The organism is Arthrobacter sp. ISL-28 (assembly GCF_018613875.1).
Classification (GTDB): Bacteria; Actinomycetota; Actinomycetes; order Actinomycetales; family Micrococcaceae; genus Arthrobacter.
Genome location: NZ_JAGGPJ010000008.1, coordinates 20,206 through 40,526, shown reverse-complemented (window position 1 = coordinate 40,526; position 20,321 = coordinate 20,206). Strand labels below are relative to the sequence as shown.

Genomic DNA, 20,321 nt, shown 5'->3' with positions numbered 1-20,321 from the left:
GCGCTGGGGGAACTCCCACATTGTTTATCTCAAGGAGGAGACATGGCCAGCATGCCTGGTGGCAGGGCTCGGACGGCGGATGAGGATCTGGATCTGACACCGGATCCTTTGCTGCCTCCGACAGCCGTGGACGACGCCGTCCGCGAAACGGAAGAGAGCAGATGGACCCCCACGAAGATCGCGATCTGGGCAGCAATAGCGCTGCTGGGCGGCGTGGCCTGGTTCATGCTCGCGATCATCCGGGGTGAAACGGTCAACGCGATCTGGTTCGTCTTTGCCTCGGTCTGTACATATCTGATCGGCTACCGCTTCTACTCGAAGGTGATCGAACGGTACATCACGCGGCCGAACGACCGCCGCGCCACCCCGGCCGAATATAAGGCGGACGGCAAGGACTATGTCCGTACCGACCGCAACGTGCTGTTCGGCCACCACTTCGCAGCCATCGCCGGAGCCGGTCCCCTCGTCGGTCCCGTCATCGCAGCCCAGATGGGATACCTGCCGGGCACTATCTGGATCATCATCGGCGTCGTCCTTGCCGGAGCAGTCCAGGACTACCTCGTCCTGTTCTTCTCCATGCGGCGCGGCGGCCGTTCATTGGGCCAGATGGCCCGTGAAGAACTCGGCGTGATCGGCGGCACCGCCGCCCTGGTCGCCACGCTGCTCATCATGATCATCATCGTTGCCATCCTCGCGCTCGTCGTCGTCAATGCCCTCGGCGAAAGCCCGTGGGGCGTGTTTTCCGTGGGCATGACCATTCCGATCGCGCTCTTCATGGGCGTGTATCTGAGGTTTCTCCGGCCCGGCAAGGTGATGGAGGTTTCCCTCATCGGTTTTGTCCTGCTCATGGCTGCCATCATCGGCGGGGGCCTCGTGGCGGATACCGAATGGGGTGCGGCGTTCTTCCACCTGGACAAGGTCACCATCGCGTGGGGCCTCATTGTCTACGGCTTCATCGCCGCGATCCTGCCTGTGTGGCTGCTCCTCGCTCCGCGCGACTACCTGTCGACGTTCATGAAGATCGGCGTCATCGTCATGTTGGCCCTGGCCATCATCGTGGTCCGCCCCGAAATCACCGTTCCGGCGTTCAGTGAGTTCGCCAGCCGGGATAACGGGCCGGTGTTTCCCGGGGCGCTGTTCCCGTTCCTCTTCGTCACGATTGCCTGCGGGGCTCTGTCCGGCTTCCACGCCCTCATCTCGTCCGGCACCACGCCCAAGCTCATCGAAAAGGAACGCCAGACCCGCCTCATCGGATACGGCGGCATGCTGATGGAATCCTTCGTGGCCATCATGGCCCTCGTGGCAGCCATCTCCATTGACCGCGGACTGTACTTCGCCATGAACTCACCGGCTGCCCTGACGGGTGGAACGGTGGAAACCGCGGCTGCCTGGGTGAACAGCCTGGGGCTCCAGGGCGTAAACCTCTCACCTGAGCTCTTGTCGCAGACGGCAGCCAACGTCGGTGAAGAAAGCATTGTTTCCCGCACGGGTGGTGCGCCCACACTGGCCGTGGGGCTTGCCCACATCATGCAGCAGTTCATCGGCGGAACAGCCCTGATGGCCTTCTGGTACCACTTCGCCATCATGTTCGAGGCGCTGTTTATCCTGACCGCCGTGGACGCCGGCACCCGCGTTGCCCGCTTCATGCTGCAGGACTCCATCGGAAACTTCGTTCCGAAGTTCAAGGAAGCGTCCTGGCGGCCCGGGGCATGGCTGTGCACAGCGATCATGGTCGCGGCATGGGGTGCCGTGCTGCTGATGGGCGTCACCGACCCGCTGGGCGGCATCAACACGCTGTTCCCGCTGTTCGGCATCGCCAACCAACTGCTCGCCGCCATCGCACTGTCGGTCTGCCTGGCCATCGCGGCCAAACGTGGCTCCTTCAAGTACCTCTGGATCGTGGCCCTGCCGCTGGGCTTCGCGGCCGTGGTCACCATCACCGCAAGCTTCCAGAAGATTTTCTCCCCGGTGCCCGCCGTGGGCTACTTCGCCAACAACGCGGCCTTCTCCAAGGCTCTTGCGGACGGCAAGACGGAATTCGGAACGGCCAAGACTGTTGCAGCCATGGAAGCCGTGGTCCGCAACACCATGATCCAAGGGTGGCTGTCGGTGATCTTCGTCGTGCTGAGCATCATCGTCATCGTGACGGCGATGATCGCCACCGTGAAGGCTTTCCAAAATGAGGCGGCCGGCGTTGCCCATACTGACCACGAAGACCCGGCCGTACCGTCCAGGAGCTATGCCCCGGCGGGCCTGATACCCACGGCCGCCGAACGTGAGCTCATGGCAGAGTGGAACAGGCTCCCTGCCGAGCTGCAGCTTGAAAAGTCGGCACATCACTGATGCGGGGCCGGCCATGAGTGCGATAGCCGAAGGGTTCCGGGGGTTCGCCCGCTATCTTGGCGGAGTGATGGGCGCGGACGCCTACCAGAAATACCTGGAGCACCACGTCGCCTCCGGGCACCTCGGGCCGCCCATGACCGAACGCGAGTTTTGGCGCGACCGGACTGACCGCCAGGACAGCAACCCGCAGGGCAGGTGCTGCTGACATTGCCCCGACCGTCCGCAGGAATTCCGATCCGCCCGATCGGACCGAAGGACGCCACCACGCTGAACGCGCTGGCGGAGACGGACAACATCTTCGACGACGATCCCGCAGTGGCGCCGTCGGGTGCAGTAACGCCCGACGGCGCCCGCGACTTCCCGGCGGACCCTACAGTCCCCTTCTGGCTGGCCGCGGGTTCCGGCGAATACTTGTGCGGTCGGTTTCTACCGGAAATGCGGTTTCGCTAAGGACGAAGGCGAAATCTGGTCAAGGAGCTTCATTGACTGGACTCCGCGTTCCGGGCTCGTGAGAGTATGAACGCATGAGCGATCCGAACGACACTCAAACCGGCCCGGCGGGAGCACCGGGCGACGGTTCCCAGACAGAGCCCAGTAACGGGGACGACACGCCCGTGGAGGGTACAACCCTTGACGTTGAACCGCTCCCGACTGATGGGGCCAAGCCTTCGGAACCGTCCAAGCGCCAGGGGAGCACGCTCCAGGACCTGGTGGATGAGCCCGCCAAGGTGATGCGCATCGGCACCATGATCCGTCAGTTGCTGGAAGAGGTGAAGTCGGCACCGCTGGACGACGCCGCACGCGGCAGACTGGCCGAGATCCATGAGCGCTCCATCAAGGAACTCGAGGACGGACTGGCCCCGGAGCTCGTGGAGGAGCTTGAACGTATCAGCCTGCCCTTCCCGGACGACGCCACGCCGTCGGACGCTGAACTTCGGATTGCCCAGGCCCAGCTGGTCGGCTGGCTGGAAGGCCTGTTCCACGGCATCCAGACCGCCATCGCAGCCCAGCACGCGGCCCGGGAACATGCCATGGCCCAGCTGCAGATGCGGCAGCTGCCTCCCGGAACTGTCATTGCTCCAGGCGTGGTGATCGGGGAGAACGGCGAACCGCAGCGGGCCAAGGCCCCGCAGCCAAGCTCCGATCCGCTGAAGCCGGGCCGGCCGGAAGAGTCCGACCACGGCCCGGGCCAGTACCTGTAGGTCCGGCTTGGGGTTTTTTACTGCCGCCAGGCAAGGGCGGAGAGACGACGCCGAACTGGGCAAAGGGCTGTGGCGCCGCGCGCACGACCGCTTCCATCGGGGCCTTGACCGTTTCCATCAGGTGCTGGAGGGCGTGGAGGACGAGCAGCTTTATGCCGAACTCGTCGAAATAGCGAACCGGCTGGCGGAACTGTCCGGCCGCGTCCGGGAGGTCTGCGTGGAGGCGCAGCGGCGTTCCCCGAGCGAGGGGCTGGACATCCCGCACGCGCTGTCCGGCGTTCACCGTGCCCTGTCTAAGGCGGGCAATTCGTTAGCGGCCACGGCGGAGGCGGCGGCCATGCTTCGACTGGCTGTCGGTCCCATACCGGTAGGCGCAGCATCAGTGTGGCGGCGGGCAGAGTCCGTCTTCGAGCAGGTGGCCGACGCCGAACGCCTTCTCGCCGAATCCTGACCCGCGCTGCGGCATTGCGTGCAGCCGCCGTTCCTTCCCGCCGCTGTCCCTGGGTCCACAAAAATTCCCCGACCCGGGGCATTACGCGCCTAGCTTAGCTGCCGGCCATTCGCTGCGTTTCGGGGGGATCGTTGGCAGGATGGTGAAATGACTTCTTCACCGACACTGACATTCAATGACGGCAACACCATTCCCCAGCTCGGCTACGGGGTTTGGCAGGTTGAAGACGACGTGGCCGAAAAGGTCGTTTTCCAAGCGTTCCAGGCAGGCTTCCGCCACATCGACACCGCCAAGATCTATGGCAACGAGTCGGGCGTGGGGCGTGCCATCGCAAGCTCCGGGCTGTCTCCGGAGGAACTTTTCATCACCACCAAGCTGTGGAACTCCGATCAGGGCTTCGAATCGACGCTGACGGCGTTCGAGGAGTCCATGGAGCGCCTCGGCCTCGAAACGCTGGACCTGTACCTGATCCACTGGCTCCAGCCGAAGCAGGACAAGTACGTGGACACCTGGAAGGCCTTGGTTGAGCTGCAGAAGCGCGGCCGGGTCAAGTCCATCGGTGTTTCCAACTTCACCGCTGAGGGCGTGCAGCGCCTCATCGACGAGACCGGAGTGGTGCCTGCCATTAACCAGGTGGAACTGCACCCCTTCTTCAACCAGGCGGAGCTCCGGGAGTTCAACAAGTCCAAGGGCATTCTGACTCAGGCCTGGTCCCCGCTGGGCCAGGGCGGCGAGCTCCTTGGGGACGGCACCATTACCGCCATTGCGGACAAGCACGGCGCAACGCCGGCGCAGGTCGTCATCGCCTGGCACCTGGCCATCGGCAACGTGGTCATCCCCAAGTCCGTGACGGAATCCCGGATCCGGGAGAATTTCGAGGCCCTGAACATCACGCTGGATGCCACCGACCTCGAAGCAGTCAACGGCCTGGACCGCACGGCAGCCGGAACAGGACGCATCGGCCCGGACCCGGCAGTCTCCGACTTCGCCTGACCTGCCGTCTCGGCTGACCTGGCCACTCGCCTGCTCACCGCCGCGCCTGATCTGTCGTCGCCCTGACCTGGCGTCGCGCACCCGCAGGCCTATCGCGTAGACCCGCAGAGCAGACCTGCAGACAAGTCGCGGAGGCCACGCCCTGCTGACCTGATCAGCTTCGCCGTCTCAGTAGATGCTTCAGTAGATCTGCTTCAGCGCAGCTGACTTAGGCAGGGCGGGGCTTTGCCATCTGCGGAGCAGCCACAGTCAGGCAGCCAACTGGTCCTGATGGACGGCCACAGCATCAACAATGGCCCAGTCGTGCTCGCCAGAGAGGCAACGGCTGGCAAACCGTTCGGCGTCGGCGGCCGTATCAAAGACTTCGGTGCGAATCCGCCCGCAGTCGGCTTCGAAGTACGTAACGTGGAATTCCTGGTTCATTTCCATGACTCCATGGTGCAACCGGGGTCTGACATTATTTGTTTTTCAGTCCGGTGTGTTGCGCAGCCTGAGCACGCGTTCCTTCGCCAGCATGGCGGTCCGCTGGCTCTTGTCAGCTGCCCTGGCCGCCTGCTTTGCTTCGGCGGCTGCCGTTTCACGATCCTTCCGGAGGGTGTTCAACGAGTCCTCCAACGCCGTTAGTAGTTGTCTGGTCTCGCGCACCTCGGCCGCCAGACGGGTGAATTCAGCTGTCGCTTCCTCAAGTGCTTCTTCCCGCTCCTGGGCTTCCCTGGCGGCTGTTGCCGCGGATTCCTCCGCCTCGGCAAGCGCTGCCAAGGCCTTGTCCAGGAGCGAGGGGGAGGTCGGGCGGGGCGTCGGGCGGACCGCCTGCAGCCGGGGCTTCTCTGACGTCTCCGGCGGCTGGCGGCGTGTGGCCTTCACACCGGTCTGGATAGTGCCAGCGCGCCCGGCCTTGGCCGGCGGCGCCGTACTTAGCGGCGTAGCCGGCCGATCCGCACTAATGCGCGTGGCGCGCGGGGCCGCGGGCACTGCGCCGAGGGCGGTAGGCACTGCGACGGCTCCGTCGAGATCCACGGTGTCCACGCCGTCGGCCGTCAGAACCCGCAGGAGCCGCCCGCTCTGGACGGCCACGGCCGCGGCGGCATCGGCGGTGGCTGCCCGCAGGGTTTCCTCCACCTCGGACGCCACCGGCCCGCTGATGGGCCGGCCCTGCTTCTCAGCGGCGAGACGGGCTGCGTCGAGCGCCCCGGCGAGAAGCTTGCGCCGCTCGCGGGACAGCTCCCGCAGGGCGGCCGCATCCAGCGCGGCCTGCGCGCCCTGCATTGTCTCTCCGAGGTTTCGGAGCTCTTGCAGCGCCTCGGGTTGGTGATGTGCCAGCATATTGATCGCCCAGGCAGCTACCGATGGCTTGGGGAGTGCCTTGATGGCTTGGGCGAGGGGCCGGTTGGACTCCGCTGCCGCCGTCTTAGCGGCTGCGGTGCGGGCATTTACGAATTCGTCGAAGGGCAGCGCGTACAGGCGTCCTGCGACGTCGGCCAGTTCCTGCTCCTCCATGCCAGCCATCTTAGGACTGCAGGGAGAGGAAAGCCCCGAAGGCAGGTGCAGCACCCATCGGTCGGCATGGCCTTGCGAAACAATTCGGGGGCAAACTTGAAACTAAGCTTACTTACGATTAGGTTGGACGGATGAGGAGCGGCGCACGGTCAGCGTGTGGAGACTCTTCGCAGGGCCGCTAAAAGGGGGCCCGCAGCCCAGGAGAAAATCCTGATGCCCATCAGGCGCGAGCTGCAAGCAACCAAAAAGAGATGCAGGAAGACTGCGCCCCGAACCTGGCGCGGCCATGCCAACTTGGGTTGAATCGAGTCGGCGGAGCGTCCTTCTGCGTCTCAATCGAGGGAGCGAACCATGTCAGTAATGAAAAAAGCCACCACAGCAGTTGCCGGATCCCTGTTCCTTGTGGGAATGGCCGCAGGACCTTCGATGGCCGCGGACAACACCACCATCAACGACGGCCTCGTCAATGTCACTGTCGGGGATGTGACCATCCTGGAAGACGTGAACGTTGCCGTTGCTGCTGACGTCACCGCCCAGATTTGTGGCGTTGACCTTGGGCCCGTCGCCGTACTGGGAGAGGCCGTTGACGCTACGGGCACGAAATCTGTTGTCTGCCTGGATAACGATGGCCCGATTGCCGTCACCCAGAACTGACACAGCCCGGCCAAAAATAAGCCAACCGGCAAAGGGCGGCAATTCGCCAGTGGAAGGCAGCAGGGCCCTGCTCTGCTGCCTCCCGGTTGACATTCACCGTTGGTCAATCGCGCAGATTGAATCACGGTGGTTGGCCATTTCGCTTTGATTCGCTGGACGGTCGGTGATTGTGGTGAAGTGCGTAGCTGTCAAGCACCGCTGACGACGTTGTCCCTGAATGACCGAATTTGCGCATCAGATGCCCTGGTGGGCCCCGCTCGCCCGGTCAGTCCTAACGCTTCGTGTTCAATCCCCGCAGGGCTTCTTCGACGTGGGCTTTCAGATCCCGGGGATGGAAGGGCTTGATCATGACCGCGTTGGCACCCGCAGAGAGCAGCATTTCGGACAACTCTTCATGTCCAGTGAGCATGAGGATGTAGGCATCACTGAAGCCCCTGATTCTACCGATCACTTCCAGGCCGCTGATGTCGGGAAGCCCGAAGTCCAAGAGGACGATATTGGGGGAATGCTCCCGGACGGCTGTCACACCGCCGGCACCCGTTTCGGCGAGCCGGACGTCGAGTCCAGCGGTGTCCAGTATTGCGTGAATGAGTCGGCCGATGTCCAGGTCGTCTTCAATCACCACAGCCGTCCCCATATTCGGCATCACACATCTCCTTCAGGGCAGCCCCAGTGCTGCCCTTCGAATGGAACTCTATCAAGCCGGTGACTGCGGGCAGCTACAGCCGCGGACTGAGGAGGCTCACGCCCGCTGATGCCGAGCCTCCGGTTGGCTGATGTGCTGTGGGTTTAAGCCCTGTGTCTGCAGAGACGCCTAGGAAGCTGCGTCGCTGCTGCCGCTGATTGAAAAGCCCCCGTCCAAGTCGCAGTCATCAACGGCGATGTAGGCGGTGAAGTCCGCAAGTGACATGAAGCAGTAGAAGTCGCTGTAGCGGTACTTTGATTTTTCTGTTCGCGTTGCCACTTTGACTACCTTCTCTTTCACTGCCGGTGGTTTCACTGCCTGTTGAGTCGATAGTGCGTTGCTCTGATCAAGGTTTGCGGCAGGTAGCTGCAGCGTTCATGCAGGACTTGGGCATACTTTGCACATCATTCGCACATGGACGAAATCGCCCGGTCAGCGCCCAGCAAAGTCAGGCCAGCACCGTCAGACCCCAGCTTTCCTGATCCATGCCGGTGGCGGCGAACACGCTCCGCGGCCAATGGCATGCAGGTACCGGATCGAAACGTGGAAGAGAACGCGGTAGCCGTGAGAAGTGGCCGTCCCAGCAGTTGGGGCTGGCCAAATCCTGCCCTCCCAGCCTCACGGGCGATTTGGCCCACTCCGGGTGCCTTGCCGGACAGTAGGCCCGCTGATTGACTCCTTAATATGGCCGGTGGGTCCGGCGTCGAATAATCAGTCGAATAATCACTGGAAAGGAAGCGTCATGGGATTTCTCGCATTTCTCCTGCTCGGCCTGATTGCGGGAGCCATCGCAAAAGCCATCCTTCCCGGAAGCCAAGGCGGCGGCTGGCTGGTCACCCTCGCGGTGGGTGTCATCGGCGCATTCCTGGGCGGATGGATCGGTTCGGTGATGTTCGGCGGCGGCCTCGGCGACTTCTTCGACCTCAGAACCTGGATCCTGTCTATCTTGGGGGCAGTCATCGTGCTCCTGATTTTCGGCGCCATTAACCGCAGAAGCCGCGTCTGACCTCCGGTTCCTGACTGGACAGTCCCTTTGGGCCAGTATCTGGACCAAGAAGATCAGTAGCCTTATTATTAACGTGCGTGGCGGAGCCTTTGGGCGTCCGTGCAGGCAGCCCAATTGGGGGAGGCCTCGAACGCAGTCGGCGGCGGCCCGCACCGGTAGCCCGGGATGTGGGCCGCCGCCGACACCTTCAGCCCCGAAGCGGGATGACGCCCGCGTGGATCCAGTTCTTAGAGCGGGCGCATCATCCTGTAGTTGGCCATCTCCATGCCGCGTATGACAGGGTGCTGCTCGGTGACCACGGTGAACCCGTGCTTTTCGAAGAACGGTCGTGCTGTGATGCTCGCGTTGGTGTAGAGTTCCGATGCGCTGGCCGCGACTGCGATGTCGTGGAGATGCGCCAGAAGGGCGCCGGCGACACCGCACCGACCGAACCTGGGCGCGACAAACATCATATCGATGTAACCATCGTCGCCGACGCCGGAGAAGCCAGCGACCTCGGCGCCGTTGTGGCCACGTAGGTATTGAGCGACTTCCTCGCGGAGTTCCATTGGTTGATATCGCGTTCATCTGACCGCGCCCATGCAGCGATCTGCTCCGCTGAGTAATGCATCGAAGCAGCCTCCGTCACCGCCGCCAGGAACACGTTCAGAGTCGCCCGGGCATCGGTTTCGGCGTAGGGACGGTCCTCCATCCTTCGGATGGAGGACCAGAGCTTAACCAGCAAAAAACCCCGCACCATCGTCGAAATCAACGACAATACGGGGTTCTTCCCGAGCTTCCTATCAGAATCGAACTGATGACCTTTTCATTACGAGTGAAACGCTCTACCGACTGAGCTAAGGAAGCACCGCACCAATCAACCGGGAAAACCCGGCCGGTTCATGCAAGAGTCAACTCTAATCGAGTCCCTGTGCCCGGGTCAAAATGACATGACACTGGGGCCCGAATTGACCCAAACGCGGTCCAATCCGGCGGAACAGGAAGGTCAGCAGACGGTGTTGTCTGCAGGTTCCTTGCCGTCCACGAGGTAGTTGTCCACCGCATTGCTGATGCAGGTGTTGGCCCGGCCGTAGGCGGTGTGACCTTCACCTTTCCAGGTCAGCAGGGAGGCGTTGCCAAGCTGCTTCCGGAGGGAGCTTGCCCACTCCACGGGGGTGGCGGGATCACCGGTGGTGCCCACCACCACGATTGGGGAGGAACCGCTGTACTCAACCGGGGCCGGCGTCCGGGCGCTCTTGTAGGGCCAGTTCGCGCAGTTAGCGGCGCCGTAGGCGAAGAAGGACCCGAGGGTCGGGGACGCTTCGCGCAGTTCCTGCTCTTCGGCCCGCATGGCGGCAGGATCGCTGTTCATGGGGTAGTCGAGGCAGTTGATGGCGCTGAAAGCCAGGGCCGTGTTCGACGTGTACTTGCCGTTCGCCCCCCGGTCTGCGCCCAGATCCGCCAGACGCAGCATCAGGCTGACGTCGCCCTTCATTGCGGCGTCCAGCGCTTGGGTCAGGGCGGGCCAGCTTTCGTTGGCATACAACGGAACGATGAGGCCGCTGGCGAAGGTATTGCCGCCCACGATCCTGCCGTCCTTGGCGGAGCGCGGATTCGCGACCACAGATTGGATGGTGTCGTTGACCTGCTGCACACCGTCCTCCACCGTGCCGCTGAGCGGGCAGCCCTCCTGCTTGAGGCAATGCCCGACGTAGGAACGCAACGCCTTTTCGAAGGCCTTCGCCTGGCCCATGGTGAGTTCTTCAACGCTGAGGGACGGGTCCACGGCTCCGTCGAGAACCACGCGGCCCACGTTGTCGGGGAACAGGGCGGCGTACGTGGAGCCCAGGAAGGTTCCGTAGGAGAAACCCATGTAATTGAGCTTGGAATCATTCAATACGGCGCGAAGGACATCAAGGTCCTTGGCTGCGCTGACAGTATCGATATGACCCAGTACCGGTCCCGTCAGTTCGTCACACTTCGCCGCTGTCGTCTTGTTGTCGGCGATGAGCGTGGCGAGCCCGGCGTCGGTCTGAGGAGTGTAAATCTTGGCCCGGGCCTCATCTCGTTCCCTATCCGTCAAACAGGTGACGGGCGCCGAGCGCTTGACGCCTCGGGGGTCAAAGCCCACAAGGTCGAAGTTGGCGCGTACCTTTTCAGAGAAATGGCCGTTCCCGGCGTCCCTGACGAAGTCATAACCGGACGCGCCGGGCCCGCCCGGGTTGATCAGCAGGCTGCCCTGCTTTTTATTACCCTTGCTGGCGATCTTCAGGGCGGCGATTTCAATCGTTTTGCCGTCCGGCTTCGCATAGTCCAGGGGTACCTTGATCTTGGCGCACTGCATCTTGTCCTCACACGGCGCCCAGACGACCTGCTGGGTGTAAAAATCCTCCAGCCCTTCCGGGGCACCTGCTGCGATGGACGGATCCGCCTGTCCCGTTGAACTCCCCGCGGAACCGCCGTCCTTGGACAGCCCCAGGAGGCTGCACGATGTCAGCAGCAGGACCACCACCATGGCTGCGGCAGCCCGCACTGCAGCCGCGAGCGAGCGCGATCGCACAGTCAGGGGAGGTGTGGACATCATGCGGTTCTCCTTGGGGCAGAGGCGGTTGCCATCGTCGGGCAAGGTCGGACAGTGGTACGGAAATCTAGATCAAGCCGGCGGCCATGGCCTCGATGGTCAGAAGCGGTGCGACGTTGGTGGTGGTGATGCGTTTCCGCGCCTTGTTGATGGCATCCATCCTGGCAAGCGTGACTTCAGCGCTCGAGCGGCCCGCAAACTCCTCCAGCTCACTCCTCAGCTCAACGTTGACCAGTTCCACCGAGTTCCCCATCTGGATGATCAGCACATCCCGGTAGAAGGACAGGAGATCAGTGAGCGTCCGGTCCAAGGAATCTGTCACGGAGCGCTTCGCACGCCGCTTCTGGTCATCCTCAAGCTGTTTCACCTGGCTTCGCATGGCAGGCGGCAGCGTTCCGGTCTCGGGCGCACCCAGCGTGGCCAATAGTGCGGCCTTCTCGGCGGCGTCCCGCTCCTCGTTGGAGCTGTTGGCCTCCTCGGTGGCGATCTTGACAAGTTTATCAGCCATCATCACAGCGGCTGTAATGCCCCGGAGGCCCAGCGGGAAGCGGACGGTCTCCAGTCTGCGTTGCCTGGCCTCTACGTCGCGCGCCAAGCGGCGGGCAATTCCGACGTGGCTTTGTGCCGCGCGGGCCGCCCGGTCGGCCACGGCCGGGTCCACGCCGTCGCGCTTTACCAGCAGGGCCGCGACGTCGGCGGCAGGCGGCAGCCGCAGCGCCACTGCCCGGCAGCGCGACCGGATGGTCACCAGGACATCCGCGGGGGAGGGGGCGCACAACATCCAGATGGTCCTCGGAGTGGGTTCTTCGATGGCCTTCAGCAGCACGTTCGTGGTGCGTTCCGCCATGCGGTCGGCGTCCTCCACCACGATGATTCGCCAACGACCCGACGACGGGCGGTTGCCGGCCGTGGAAACAAGTTCCCGGGCCTCCTCGATGGTGATCGTCACTTTTTCGGTGCGGACGAATGCGACGTCGGCATGGGTTTCACCGAGGATGGTCCTGCAGGCGTGACACTCGCCGCAGCCACGCAGGGAAACGTCGTCCTGATCGCAGTTCAGCGCGGCGGCAAAGGCCTTGGCGGCATTCGACCGGCCGGAACCGGGCGGGCCGGTGAACAGCCACGCGTGGCTGAGCCCGTCGCCCAAGGCAGCCTGTCGCAGCTGGGCGACTACGGCGGACTGGCCCTGAAGGTCATCCCATACCGTCATTGCGGGCTCCTGCCGGCCGAGGCCAGAAGCTGGTCAACACGCTCCAGGATGCGGGCGGCAAGCTCGTCAACCGACGACTGTGCCTCCAGCACCAGATACCTGTCCGGCCGTGCCGCAGCCAGATCCAGGAAAGCCTGACGGATCCGGGCGTGGAATTCGTCCGCCTCCGATTCCAGCCGGTCCTCTCCTGTATCACCGGCCGTGCGACGGCTGCGGCCGTCGGCGGGATGGACATCCAGGAGCACCGTCAGGTCCGGCTGCAGCCCCGATGTGGCCCATTCGTTGATGCTCCGGACGGCATCGGTTCCGAGATCCCTGCCGGCCCCCTGATAGGCGACCGATGAATCGATGTAGCGGTCCGTCAGGACCACGTCGCCGCGCTCCAGTGCCGGCCGGATAACCTGGCTGGCGTGGGCGGCGCGGGATGCTGCGAAGATCAGCGCTTCCGTGTGGGCGTCGATGTGGCCATGGCCGTGATCGAGCACCAGGGAGCGCAGTTTCTCGCCAATCGGCGTTCCGCCCGGCTCCCTGGTTCGCAGTACGGTCAGGCCGCGTGATTCAAGCGCCCCGGCGAGCCGTGCGGCCTGGGTGGACTTGCCGGCGCCGTCACCGCCTTCGAAGGCGATGAAAAGCCCGGGACTTTGATTATTCACCTATCCAGCCTACCGACAATCACCGACAGGATGCCGCCCGCGCCCGGCACCGCTTTTCCGCCCCGGCACGACGCCAAAGTACGCTTTATTCATGACTCTTTCCCAACAGCATGCCGCATCCCTTTCGGCTGAGACGGTGGTTGTCGCCGCCGGCCGTCCGCCGCGTGAACGGGATGAGCCTGTGAACCCGCCGATCGTGCTGTCCTCCACCTATTTCGGCACAGGCGCCCTCGATGACGGCGACCGGGGCTACGGTCGCTACTCCAACCCCACCTGGGATCCGTTCGAGGAGGCCCTGGGGCAGCTTGAAGGTGCCGCGCTGCCGGGCCTTCTCTACGCATCGGGACTGGCCGCAGTCAGCTCCGCGCTGTCGCTCATCCCCGCCGGGGGAGTGCTGGTGATGCCGTCCCACAGCTATTCCGGTTCCCTGGTGATGGCGTCAGAGCTCGCCCAAAAGGGCTTCCTGGAGCTCCGCACGGTGGACATTGCTGATACCGACGCCGTCATAGCGCAGCTCGCCCCCGCAGATGGAAAGCCCGCAGCCATGCTTTGGCTCGAGAGCCCGACGAACCCCATGCTCGGTATCGCCGACATCCGCGCCCTGACCCAGGCAGCCCACGACGCCGGTGCGATCGTCGTCACGGACAACACCTTTTCCACGCCGCTGGTGCAGCAGCCGCTTCGCCTGGGATCCGACGTCGTTCTCCACTCCGTAACCAAATACCTGGCCGGGCATTCCGATGTTGTGCTGGGCGCCCTGGTCACCTCCAAGCCGGAACTGCGGGAAACGCTGCTCCATCACCGCATCATCCACGGCGGAATTGCCGGCCCCTTCGAGGCCTGGCTGGCGCTGCGCGGGCTGCGCACGCTCGCGCTGCGGATCGAACGGTCGCAGGCCTCCGCGGCTGTGCTCGCCGAAAGGCTCAGTGCGCATCCGCGCGTTGAAAGCATCCGCTATCCGGGCCTTCCCACCGACCCCGGACACGACCGGGCCAAGTCCCAGATGTCCGGCTTCGGTTCCATTCTCTGCATCCAGGTTGCCCCCGCCGGAGATCTCAGCCCCGCCGACGCCGCGGACAAACTGGTCCGTGCCCTGCAGCTGTGGCTGCCGGCCACTTCGCTGGGCGGGGTGGAATCACTGATTGAACGACGACGCCGGCACGCGGCTGAGCCGGTCAGCGTTCCTGAGAACCTGGTCAGGTTGAGCGTCGGAATCGAGAATGTCGAGGACCTTTGGACGGATTTGCAGCGGGCATTGGACGGTTTGGACAGTTAGGCTGGGTTGGTGGACGGAAGAGTACTGATCTTTTATGTGGAGAATGCGGTTTACTACATCCTGGGACTGGTGGCGCTGGCCCTGGAAGTGTGGGCCTTCTTCGACTGCGTCCGCCACAGGGCCAACGCTTTTGAGGCTGTAGGCAAAAAGACCAAGACCTTCTGGCTGGCGCTGACCGGCGCCGCGCTGGCCATCGGCGCACTGTCCGTGCTGGGCGGCGGATCAGGCGGACTGCTGGGCCCGTTGGGCCTCTTCGGCCTGGTGGCGGTGGTCGCTGCATGCGTGTACCTGGCGGACGTCCGCCCGGCCGTGAAAGACGCAGGCCGCGGCGGCAGCCGCAACAGGGGCCCCTACGGCCCCTGGTAGTCCCCACCAGCACCAGGACCTAATCCAGCGGTTCCACCGCCTCCCAGCCGACCGTGAGTTCCCCGAGCCGCCAGCGTGACGGCCCGTCCTGAACCGGCCACCCGCCGTCGAGCAGTGCCCTGCACATGGCCGTCCAGCGCTGCCGGTTTCCGAACGGTGCCAGGGGCGCCGACTCCAGCCAGGCTTTGTCCATCGCCTGCAGCAGGCCGTGGATCCGCTCGCCCGGAACGTTCCGGTGGATAAGCGCTTTGGGCAGACGTTCGGCAATGTCCGAGGGCAGGTCGAAACTGCCAAACCGCACGGACATGCTCAGGGTGAGCGGGCGCAGGGAATCCAGCGCGATCCAGGTGACGCGGCGGCCGATTTCGTCGCAGGTCCCGTCGATGAAGAGCCCACCGGGCGCTAGCCTGTCCTGCACCAGCCGCCAGATTCGCTGGACGTCGGATTCCTCGTACTGTCGGAGAACGTTGAACGCGCGGACCAGGACCGGGTTTCCCGGCACGGGGAGTTCGAACCCGCCCAGAAGAAAGCTGAGGCCGGGGCGCTCCAGCGGCTTGGCCACCCGCACCCGCTCGGGCTCGATCTCGATGCCGAACACACGGACACCGGGCCGGACAGCGGCGAGCCTTTCGAAAAGCTCGACGGCGGTGGCCGGGGAGGCCCCATAGCCCAGGTCGACCACCAGCGGGTCAGCCGCGGACCGGAGCCGCCAAGCCTGCGGCCCGGCCAGCCAGCGGTCCAGGCGGCGCATGCGGTTGGGGTTGGTGGTACCCCGGGTGACGTTGCCCACCGGCCTGCCTCGTTTGCCCGGGTTGCCGGGGTTTGTCGTCACCCGCTCTGCTTTCTGCACCACCGCCCCAGACTATCCTGCGGCAAATGTAACGCTCGGCGTCGGCGGCCTTTGCTCGGCTAGGATGAAAATCATGACTTACAAGCTGATTCTGCTGCGCCACGGCCACAGCGAATGGAACGCCAAGAACCTGTTCACCGGCTGGGTGGATGTTGACCTCAACGACCAGGGCCGCACGGAGGCAGTCCGCGGGGGTGAGCTCCTGGTTGAGCACGACGTGCTCCCGGACATCCTTTACACCTCGCTGCTGAAGCGCGCGATCAACACCGCAAACATTGCCCTCGACAAGGCCGACCGCGGCTGGATCCCGGTCAAGCGCGACTGGCGCCTCAACGAGCGCCACTACGGCGCCCTGCAGGGCAAGGACAAGGCACAGACCCTGGCCGAGTACGGCGAGGATCAGTTCATGGAGTGGCGCCGCTCCTACGACACCCCGCCGCCGCCCCTGGACGACAACAGCGAATTCTCTCAGGCGCACGATCCCCGTTATGCGGACCTTGGCGCTGCCCTTCCGCGCACCGAGTGCCTCAAAGACGTCCTTGTCCGCCTGCTGCCGTACTGGGAATCGGACATCAAGGAGGACCTCAAGGCCGGCAAGACGGTCCTCGTCACTGCCCACGGAAACTCACTGCGTGCGCTGGTCAAGCACCTTGACGGCATCAGCGACGAAGCCATCGCCGGCCTGAACATCCCCACCGGCATCCCTCTGGTCTACGACCTGGACGAGGACTTCCAGCCCATCAAGCCGGGCGGAACCTACCTCGACCCCGAGGCTGCCGCCGAAGCCATCATGGCCGTGGCAAACCAGGGCAAAAGGTAGCGAAAACAAACGACGGCGGCCGGTCACCTGACCGGCCGCCGTCGTTTGCTGGTTAAGGCGGGAAACTCAGCCATGCTCCATGCTGCTGTTCGGGTGCCAGGCGCCGGTGACGAGGTATGTGACTTTCTGGGCCACGGAGACGCCGTGATCGGCAAAGCGCTCGAAGTAGCGGCTGGCCAGGGCCACATCCACCGTAGTGGCGGGAGACTCATGCCAGTCACTGCGGGCGATGGCCTTGAAGACACTGAGGTGCAGGTCGTTGACCACCGAGTTGGCTTTGAGGATGTCGCGGGCAACTTCGAGGTCCCGGGTTTCCAGCAGCTGTGTGAGCTTGTTCGCGATCTCGATGTCCTGTTCCGCGAAGCTCTTGAACGTCTCCGTGAGGGAGGCCGGGATCACCGTGGAGGGGAAGCGGAGACGCGCCAGTTGCGCGATGTGGCGGGCAAGGTCGCCCATGCGTTCGAGCGACGCGCTCATTCGCAGCGAACCCACGATCATGCGGAGATCGCTGGCGACGGGGCCCTGAAGCGCAAGGATGTCGATGGCGCGTTCGTCGAGACTGTTCTGCAGGAAGTCGATCCGGGCATCCGCCGCGATGACATCCTGCGCCAGATCGACGTCGGCAACCTCGAAGGACGTCGTTGCCTTGACGATCGCTTCGCTCACCAGCTTTGAAATCTCGATGAGGTCTTCGCCCACTTGGGCGAGCTCTTCCTGAAAAACCTTACGCACGTGGGCGTCCTTTCTTGGAAACTCCGCCCGCTGCAGCGGCGGTCAGAATCTCGTGTCACCGTTCCGGCAGTCCAGCTCGTCACTCTTCCAGTGCTGGGTGAACTGTTACGCATCTCTAGATGAACGTTAGCTGAATCCGTCCGGTTATGGTCCCAGCTCGTCTTTTCGGTCTTTTCGAAAGCATAAGCTGGAGCCGTGGATCCAATGCTCATCGGTGTCATCGCCGGCCTGCTCGGCCTGTCGTTCGGCGTCTTTGGCGTGCTCGCGTTCAGGGTCAGCGAGCAGCAGCGCAAACTGGTGGACGTTGAAGATGACGAGCCAGCACTGCCGCCGGGATCCGCCGAGGTCCTTGCCGTCATCGGCAAGGCGTTTGTGGTCGTGGACGCCATCGACGGCGTCGTCCGCGCAAGTCCAGCCGCCTATGCCTATGGCCTCGTCCGGGGCCACACCGTGGTGCACCGGGAGCTGCTGGACATGACGGCGAATGTACGCCGCGACGGGGTGATCCTGGAGAAGCAGCTCGAGCTGCCGCGGGGTCCGCTGGGGCAGGGGACCATCATCGTCCAGGTACGGGCGGCCATGCTTGGCGAGGAATACATCCTCCTGCTGGCCGACGACCGCACCGAGATTACGCGCACAGAAGAGATTCGCAACGACTTCGTGGCCAACGTGTCCCATGAACTGAAAACGCCGGTGGGTGCGATATCCCTGCTGGCGGAGGCATTGGAATCGTCCGCTGACGACGAAGGGGCGGTCAGGCGGTTCGCAGCACGCATGCATAAGGAATCGGCCCGGCTCGCCGCCTTGGTGCAGGACATCATCGAATTGTCACGCCTGCAGGCCACCAACGTAGCGCAGCAGGGCCGTGCCGTGGACATCAACGATGTGATCACGGAAGCGGTGGACCGTTCGCAGCTGCCGGCGGAGAGCAAGAACATCCAGATCGTGATTGGAGGCCGCGTCGATGCGAAGGTCTACGGCGACCAGGACCTCCTCGTGACGGCCCTGCGCAACCTGATCGACAACGCCATCCGCTATTCCCCGGAAAACACCAGGGTAGGGATCGGGGTGCGAGCGAAGGAAGGCCTGATCTCGATCTCCGTGACCGACCAGGGTGAAGGCCTTTCAGCTGAGGACCAGGAACGGGTGTTTGAACGTTTTTACCGCGTGGATACGGCACGCTCGCGGCATACCGGAGGTACCGGTCTGGGGCTGAGTATCGTCAAGCACGTCATTTCCAACCATGGCGGGGAAGTCACACTGTGGTCCCAGCCGGGCCAGGGATCGACCTTCACCCTCCGGCTGCCGGAGATGGAAGGGCAACCGCAGGATGCCAAAGAACCGAAGGACGCCTCCCACGTCCAAGAGCGAGGAGCTACCGCTTGAGCAGGATTCTTATTGTTGAGGACGAGGAATCGTTCAGCGATCCCCTGTCGTATCTGCTGGGCAAGGAAGGGTTCGAGGTCGAGGTCGTTGACAACGGACTGGACGCGATCACTGAATTTGACCGCAACGGGGCCGACCTGGTGCTGCTCGACCTGCAGCTGCCCGGCCTGTCCGGTACAGAGGTCTGCCGTCAGCTGCGCCAGCGCTCCAGCGTCCCCGTGATCATGCTGACCGCCAAGGACTCCGAGGTCGACAAGGTCGTGGGCCTCGAACTGGGTGCCGACGACTACGTCACCAAGCCATACTCGTCGCGTGAGCTGGTGGCCAGGGTCCGGGCAGTCCTGCGGCGCCAGGGCGAGCCCGAGGAACTTGTTTCCTCCACCGTCCAGGCCGGGCCGGTGCGCATGGACATCGAACGCCACGTCGTCAGCGTCAGCGGCGAGCAGGTGCCGCTCCCCTTGAAGGAATTTGAACTTCTCGAGATGCTGCTGCGGAATTCCGGCCGCGTGCTGACCCGGGGGCAGCTGATCGACCGCGTCTGGGGGTCCGACTACGTGGGTGACACGAAGACCCTGGACGTCCACGTCAAACGGCTGCGCAGCAAGATCGAACCCGACCCGTCCGTGCCAAGGTACCTGGTAACGGTCCGCGGGCTGGGCTACAAGTTCGAACCCTAGACGGGGCTCGAACCTTAGCCGGGGCTCGAACCTTAGCCGGGGCTCAAACCCGGAGGGCGCTTGGACGCGGCAACTGTCCCGGGTAGCGCCACTGTCCCGGATCCGCAATGATCCCGGACAGGCCGCAGGCTAGCTGCAGCCAACGAAAAAAGGAGGGGATCCCGCGGGATCCCCTCCTTTTCGCTCCGCCAGCTGTGCCGTTGTCGGCTTGCCGTCGTCAGCGGGACGCGTCGTCAGCGGGACGTCAGTGGGCGGCTTCGGTGTGCGCCGGGGTCTCGGTGGAGGCGCCGGTTTCGCTCGGCGTCGGGGTGGGGCTGCCGCCGGGAAGGTACGGCGCGTATTCCGGGAGCGTGGCGTCCACAACGGGTACCTTCACGGTCTTTCCGACGTTGGTTCCGTCTTCGGTGACCTTGATGTCCACGAGGGAACCAGGCTTCCCGCCGGCTGTGCTCAGCGTGGCCGGATCCGTCGAATCATTGAGCAGCGTGTAGGAGTTCTTCTTCACCGACACCTCGGTCTTGGACCCTTCGGCCCCGCTGAGGGTGACTTTGACGTCCTTGGAGGAGGAGTTGTAGATGGCGCCGATCACGCGGCCAGGCTGGTTCTCATCCGAGGCGACAATCAGCATGTTGCGCAGTTCCACGGGTCCAACGTCGGAGCGCGTTCCGTCCGAGGCGGCGTACTGCTTGGAGGTCTGCTGGGCGTTAATGTAGCCGCAGCCCGTCAGGGCAAGCAGTCCGACGCTCAGGGCGGCAGCCGCCATTGCCAACTTGCCGCGCTGGCCCCGGTTCATCGCAGTGAAACGCACGTCACGCACTCCTAGAAAGTCTTGAAACAGTTTTCAGCCCATAGCCTATCGGCAAAGAGGGCCAAACGAGGATTCGGCCGGTACACAATAGCGCCCGCTTCAGGCCCTCCGGCCAGTGGCAACACGCTGCCTGACTACCAGTGCGTAGCGCT

The 20,321-nt window shown here is 63.9% G+C and carries 24 protein-coding genes and 1 tRNA gene; 13 read left to right on the top strand and 12 right to left on the bottom strand.

The window, feature by feature from the left end; translation table 11 throughout:
- The first annotated feature begins 42 nt into the window (after positions 1–42).
- The 6 genes from J7E80_RS07005 to J7E80_RS06980 all read left to right on the top strand — a co-directional run bounded on the left by J7E80_RS07005 (position 43) and on the right by J7E80_RS06980 (position 4,989).
- Positions 43–2,343 carry a carbon starvation CstA family protein gene (locus tag J7E80_RS07005; RefSeq protein WP_215050765.1) on the top strand — a complete coding sequence of 767 codons (2,301 nt, stop codon included), beginning with the start codon at positions 43–45 and terminating at the stop codon, positions 2,341–2,343.
- 13 nt (positions 2,344–2,356) lie between these two features.
- Positions 2,357–2,548 (top strand): YbdD/YjiX family protein, encoded by a 192-nt coding sequence (locus J7E80_RS07000; RefSeq protein WP_215050764.1) that lies wholly within the window; start codon positions 2,357–2,359, stop codon positions 2,546–2,548.
- Between the two features lie 2 nt (positions 2,549–2,550).
- Entirely contained in the window at positions 2,551–2,793 is a 243-nt protein-coding gene (locus J7E80_RS06995) for a hypothetical protein (protein ID WP_215050763.1), read from the top strand.
- Positions 2,794–2,867: 74 nt separating this feature from the next.
- Positions 2,868–3,545, top strand: a complete 678-nt coding sequence (locus J7E80_RS06990; RefSeq protein ID WP_215050762.1) for a bacterial proteasome activator family protein — start codon at positions 2,868–2,870, stop codon at positions 3,543–3,545.
- 7 nt (positions 3,546–3,552) lie between these two features.
- Complete coding sequence (locus tag J7E80_RS06985) at positions 3,553–3,996, top strand: hypothetical protein (RefSeq protein ID WP_215050761.1); 444 nt, start codon at positions 3,553–3,555, stop codon at positions 3,994–3,996.
- 147 nt (positions 3,997–4,143) lie between these two features.
- A complete protein-coding gene (locus tag J7E80_RS06980; RefSeq protein WP_215050760.1) occupies positions 4,144–4,989 on the top strand; it encodes an aldo/keto reductase in 846 nt (281 codons plus the stop codon).
- 249 nt (positions 4,990–5,238) lie between these two features.
- Here the strand turns inward: J7E80_RS06980 and J7E80_RS06975 are convergent, their stop codons facing one another.
- Positions 5,239–5,418 (bottom strand): hypothetical protein, encoded by a 180-nt coding sequence (locus tag J7E80_RS06975; RefSeq protein ID WP_215050759.1) that lies wholly within the window; start codon positions 5,416–5,418, stop codon positions 5,239–5,241.
- A gap of 39 nt (positions 5,419–5,457) precedes the next feature.
- Positions 5,458–6,486 carry a hypothetical protein gene (locus J7E80_RS06970; RefSeq protein WP_215050758.1) on the bottom strand — a complete coding sequence of 343 codons (1,029 nt, stop codon included), beginning with the start codon at positions 6,484–6,486 and terminating at the stop codon, positions 5,458–5,460.
- Between the two features lie 351 nt (positions 6,487–6,837).
- Between J7E80_RS06970 and J7E80_RS06965 the strand changes: the two genes are divergently transcribed.
- Positions 6,838–7,140 carry a hypothetical protein gene (locus J7E80_RS06965; protein WP_215050757.1) on the top strand — a complete coding sequence of 101 codons (303 nt, stop codon included), beginning with the start codon at positions 6,838–6,840 and terminating at the stop codon, positions 7,138–7,140.
- 271 nt (positions 7,141–7,411) lie between these two features.
- Here the strand turns inward: J7E80_RS06965 and J7E80_RS06960 are convergent, their stop codons facing one another.
- Complete coding sequence (locus tag J7E80_RS06960; protein ID WP_215050756.1) at positions 7,412–7,786, bottom strand: response regulator transcription factor; 375 nt, start codon at positions 7,784–7,786, stop codon at positions 7,412–7,414.
- A 168-nt stretch (positions 7,787–7,954) separates the two neighbouring features.
- Positions 7,955–8,104 (bottom strand): hypothetical protein, encoded by a 150-nt coding sequence (locus tag J7E80_RS06955; RefSeq protein ID WP_215050878.1) that lies wholly within the window; start codon positions 8,102–8,104, stop codon positions 7,955–7,957.
- 463 nt (positions 8,105–8,567) lie between these two features.
- On the opposite strand from J7E80_RS06955, the gene J7E80_RS06950 reads away from it, so the two are divergent.
- Positions 8,568–8,831, top strand: a complete 264-nt coding sequence (locus J7E80_RS06950) for a GlsB/YeaQ/YmgE family stress response membrane protein (RefSeq protein WP_215050755.1) — start codon at positions 8,568–8,570, stop codon at positions 8,829–8,831.
- 227 nt (positions 8,832–9,058) lie between these two features.
- Here J7E80_RS06950 and J7E80_RS06945 read toward each other — a convergent pair whose 3' ends face one another.
- The 5 genes from J7E80_RS06945 to tmk form a co-directional block, all read right to left on the bottom strand.
- The gene (locus tag J7E80_RS06945; RefSeq protein ID WP_251036589.1) at positions 9,059–9,379 is read right to left on the bottom strand and encodes a GNAT family N-acetyltransferase; all 321 of its coding nucleotides are present in this window, start codon (positions 9,377–9,379) and stop codon (positions 9,059–9,061) included.
- Positions 9,380–9,604: 225 nt separating this feature from the next.
- A tRNA-Thr gene (locus tag J7E80_RS06940) sits at positions 9,605–9,677 on the bottom strand.
- Positions 9,678–9,816: 139 nt separating this feature from the next.
- Positions 9,817–11,391, bottom strand: coding sequence for an alpha/beta hydrolase (locus J7E80_RS06935; RefSeq protein WP_215050869.1), 1,575 nt, complete (start codon positions 11,389–11,391; stop codon positions 9,817–9,819).
- Between the two features lie 67 nt (positions 11,392–11,458).
- Positions 11,459–12,601 (bottom strand): DNA polymerase III subunit delta', encoded by a 1,143-nt coding sequence (locus J7E80_RS06930; protein ID WP_215050754.1) that lies wholly within the window; start codon positions 12,599–12,601, stop codon positions 11,459–11,461.
- On the bottom strand, positions 12,598–13,254 hold the full coding sequence (gene tmk, locus J7E80_RS06925; RefSeq protein WP_215050753.1) for a dTMP kinase: 657 nt from the start codon (positions 13,252–13,254) through the stop codon (positions 12,598–12,600). Before tmk ends, J7E80_RS06930 begins: the two co-directional genes overlap by 4 nt.
- Positions 13,255–13,345: 91 nt before the next feature.
- On the opposite strand from tmk, the gene J7E80_RS06920 reads away from it, so the two are divergent.
- Both J7E80_RS06920 and J7E80_RS06915 read left to right on the top strand, forming a co-directional pair.
- Positions 13,346–14,530, top strand: coding sequence for a PLP-dependent aspartate aminotransferase family protein (locus J7E80_RS06920; RefSeq protein WP_215050752.1), 1,185 nt, complete (start codon positions 13,346–13,348; stop codon positions 14,528–14,530).
- Positions 14,531–14,539: 9 nt separating this feature from the next.
- A complete protein-coding gene (locus tag J7E80_RS06915) occupies positions 14,540–14,896 on the top strand; it encodes a DUF2516 family protein (RefSeq protein ID WP_215050751.1) in 357 nt (118 codons plus the stop codon).
- Between the two features lie 19 nt (positions 14,897–14,915).
- Here the strand turns inward: J7E80_RS06915 and J7E80_RS06910 are convergent, their stop codons facing one another.
- A complete protein-coding gene (locus J7E80_RS06910; RefSeq protein WP_215050750.1) occupies positions 14,916–15,749 on the bottom strand; it encodes a class I SAM-dependent methyltransferase in 834 nt (277 codons plus the stop codon).
- A gap of 70 nt (positions 15,750–15,819) precedes the next feature.
- On the opposite strand from J7E80_RS06910, the gene J7E80_RS06905 reads away from it, so the two are divergent.
- On the top strand, positions 15,820–16,566 hold the full coding sequence (locus J7E80_RS06905) for a phosphoglyceromutase (RefSeq protein WP_215050749.1): 747 nt from the start codon (positions 15,820–15,822) through the stop codon (positions 16,564–16,566).
- A gap of 66 nt (positions 16,567–16,632) precedes the next feature.
- Here the strand turns inward: J7E80_RS06905 and phoU are convergent, their stop codons facing one another.
- Positions 16,633–17,298 (bottom strand): phosphate signaling complex protein PhoU, encoded by a 666-nt coding sequence (phoU, locus tag J7E80_RS06900; RefSeq protein WP_215050748.1) that lies wholly within the window; start codon positions 17,296–17,298, stop codon positions 16,633–16,635.
- Positions 17,299–17,502: 204 nt separating this feature from the next.
- On the opposite strand from phoU, the gene J7E80_RS06895 reads away from it, so the two are divergent.
- Both J7E80_RS06895 and J7E80_RS06890 read left to right on the top strand, forming a co-directional pair.
- Positions 17,503–18,684 (top strand): cell wall metabolism sensor histidine kinase WalK, encoded by a 1,182-nt coding sequence (locus J7E80_RS06895; protein ID WP_215050868.1) that lies wholly within the window; start codon positions 17,503–17,505, stop codon positions 18,682–18,684.
- Positions 18,681–19,361: a response regulator transcription factor gene (locus tag J7E80_RS06890; protein WP_215050747.1), complete on the top strand. Its 681-nt coding sequence runs from the start codon at positions 18,681–18,683 to the stop codon at positions 19,359–19,361. The genes J7E80_RS06895 and J7E80_RS06890 overlap by 4 nt, the downstream gene beginning before the upstream one ends.
- A gap of 244 nt (positions 19,362–19,605) precedes the next feature.
- Here the strand turns inward: J7E80_RS06890 and J7E80_RS06885 are convergent, their stop codons facing one another.
- Complete coding sequence (locus tag J7E80_RS06885) at positions 19,606–20,169, bottom strand: hypothetical protein (RefSeq protein ID WP_311380774.1); 564 nt, start codon at positions 20,167–20,169, stop codon at positions 19,606–19,608.
- Positions 20,170–20,321: the final 152 nt, after the last annotated feature.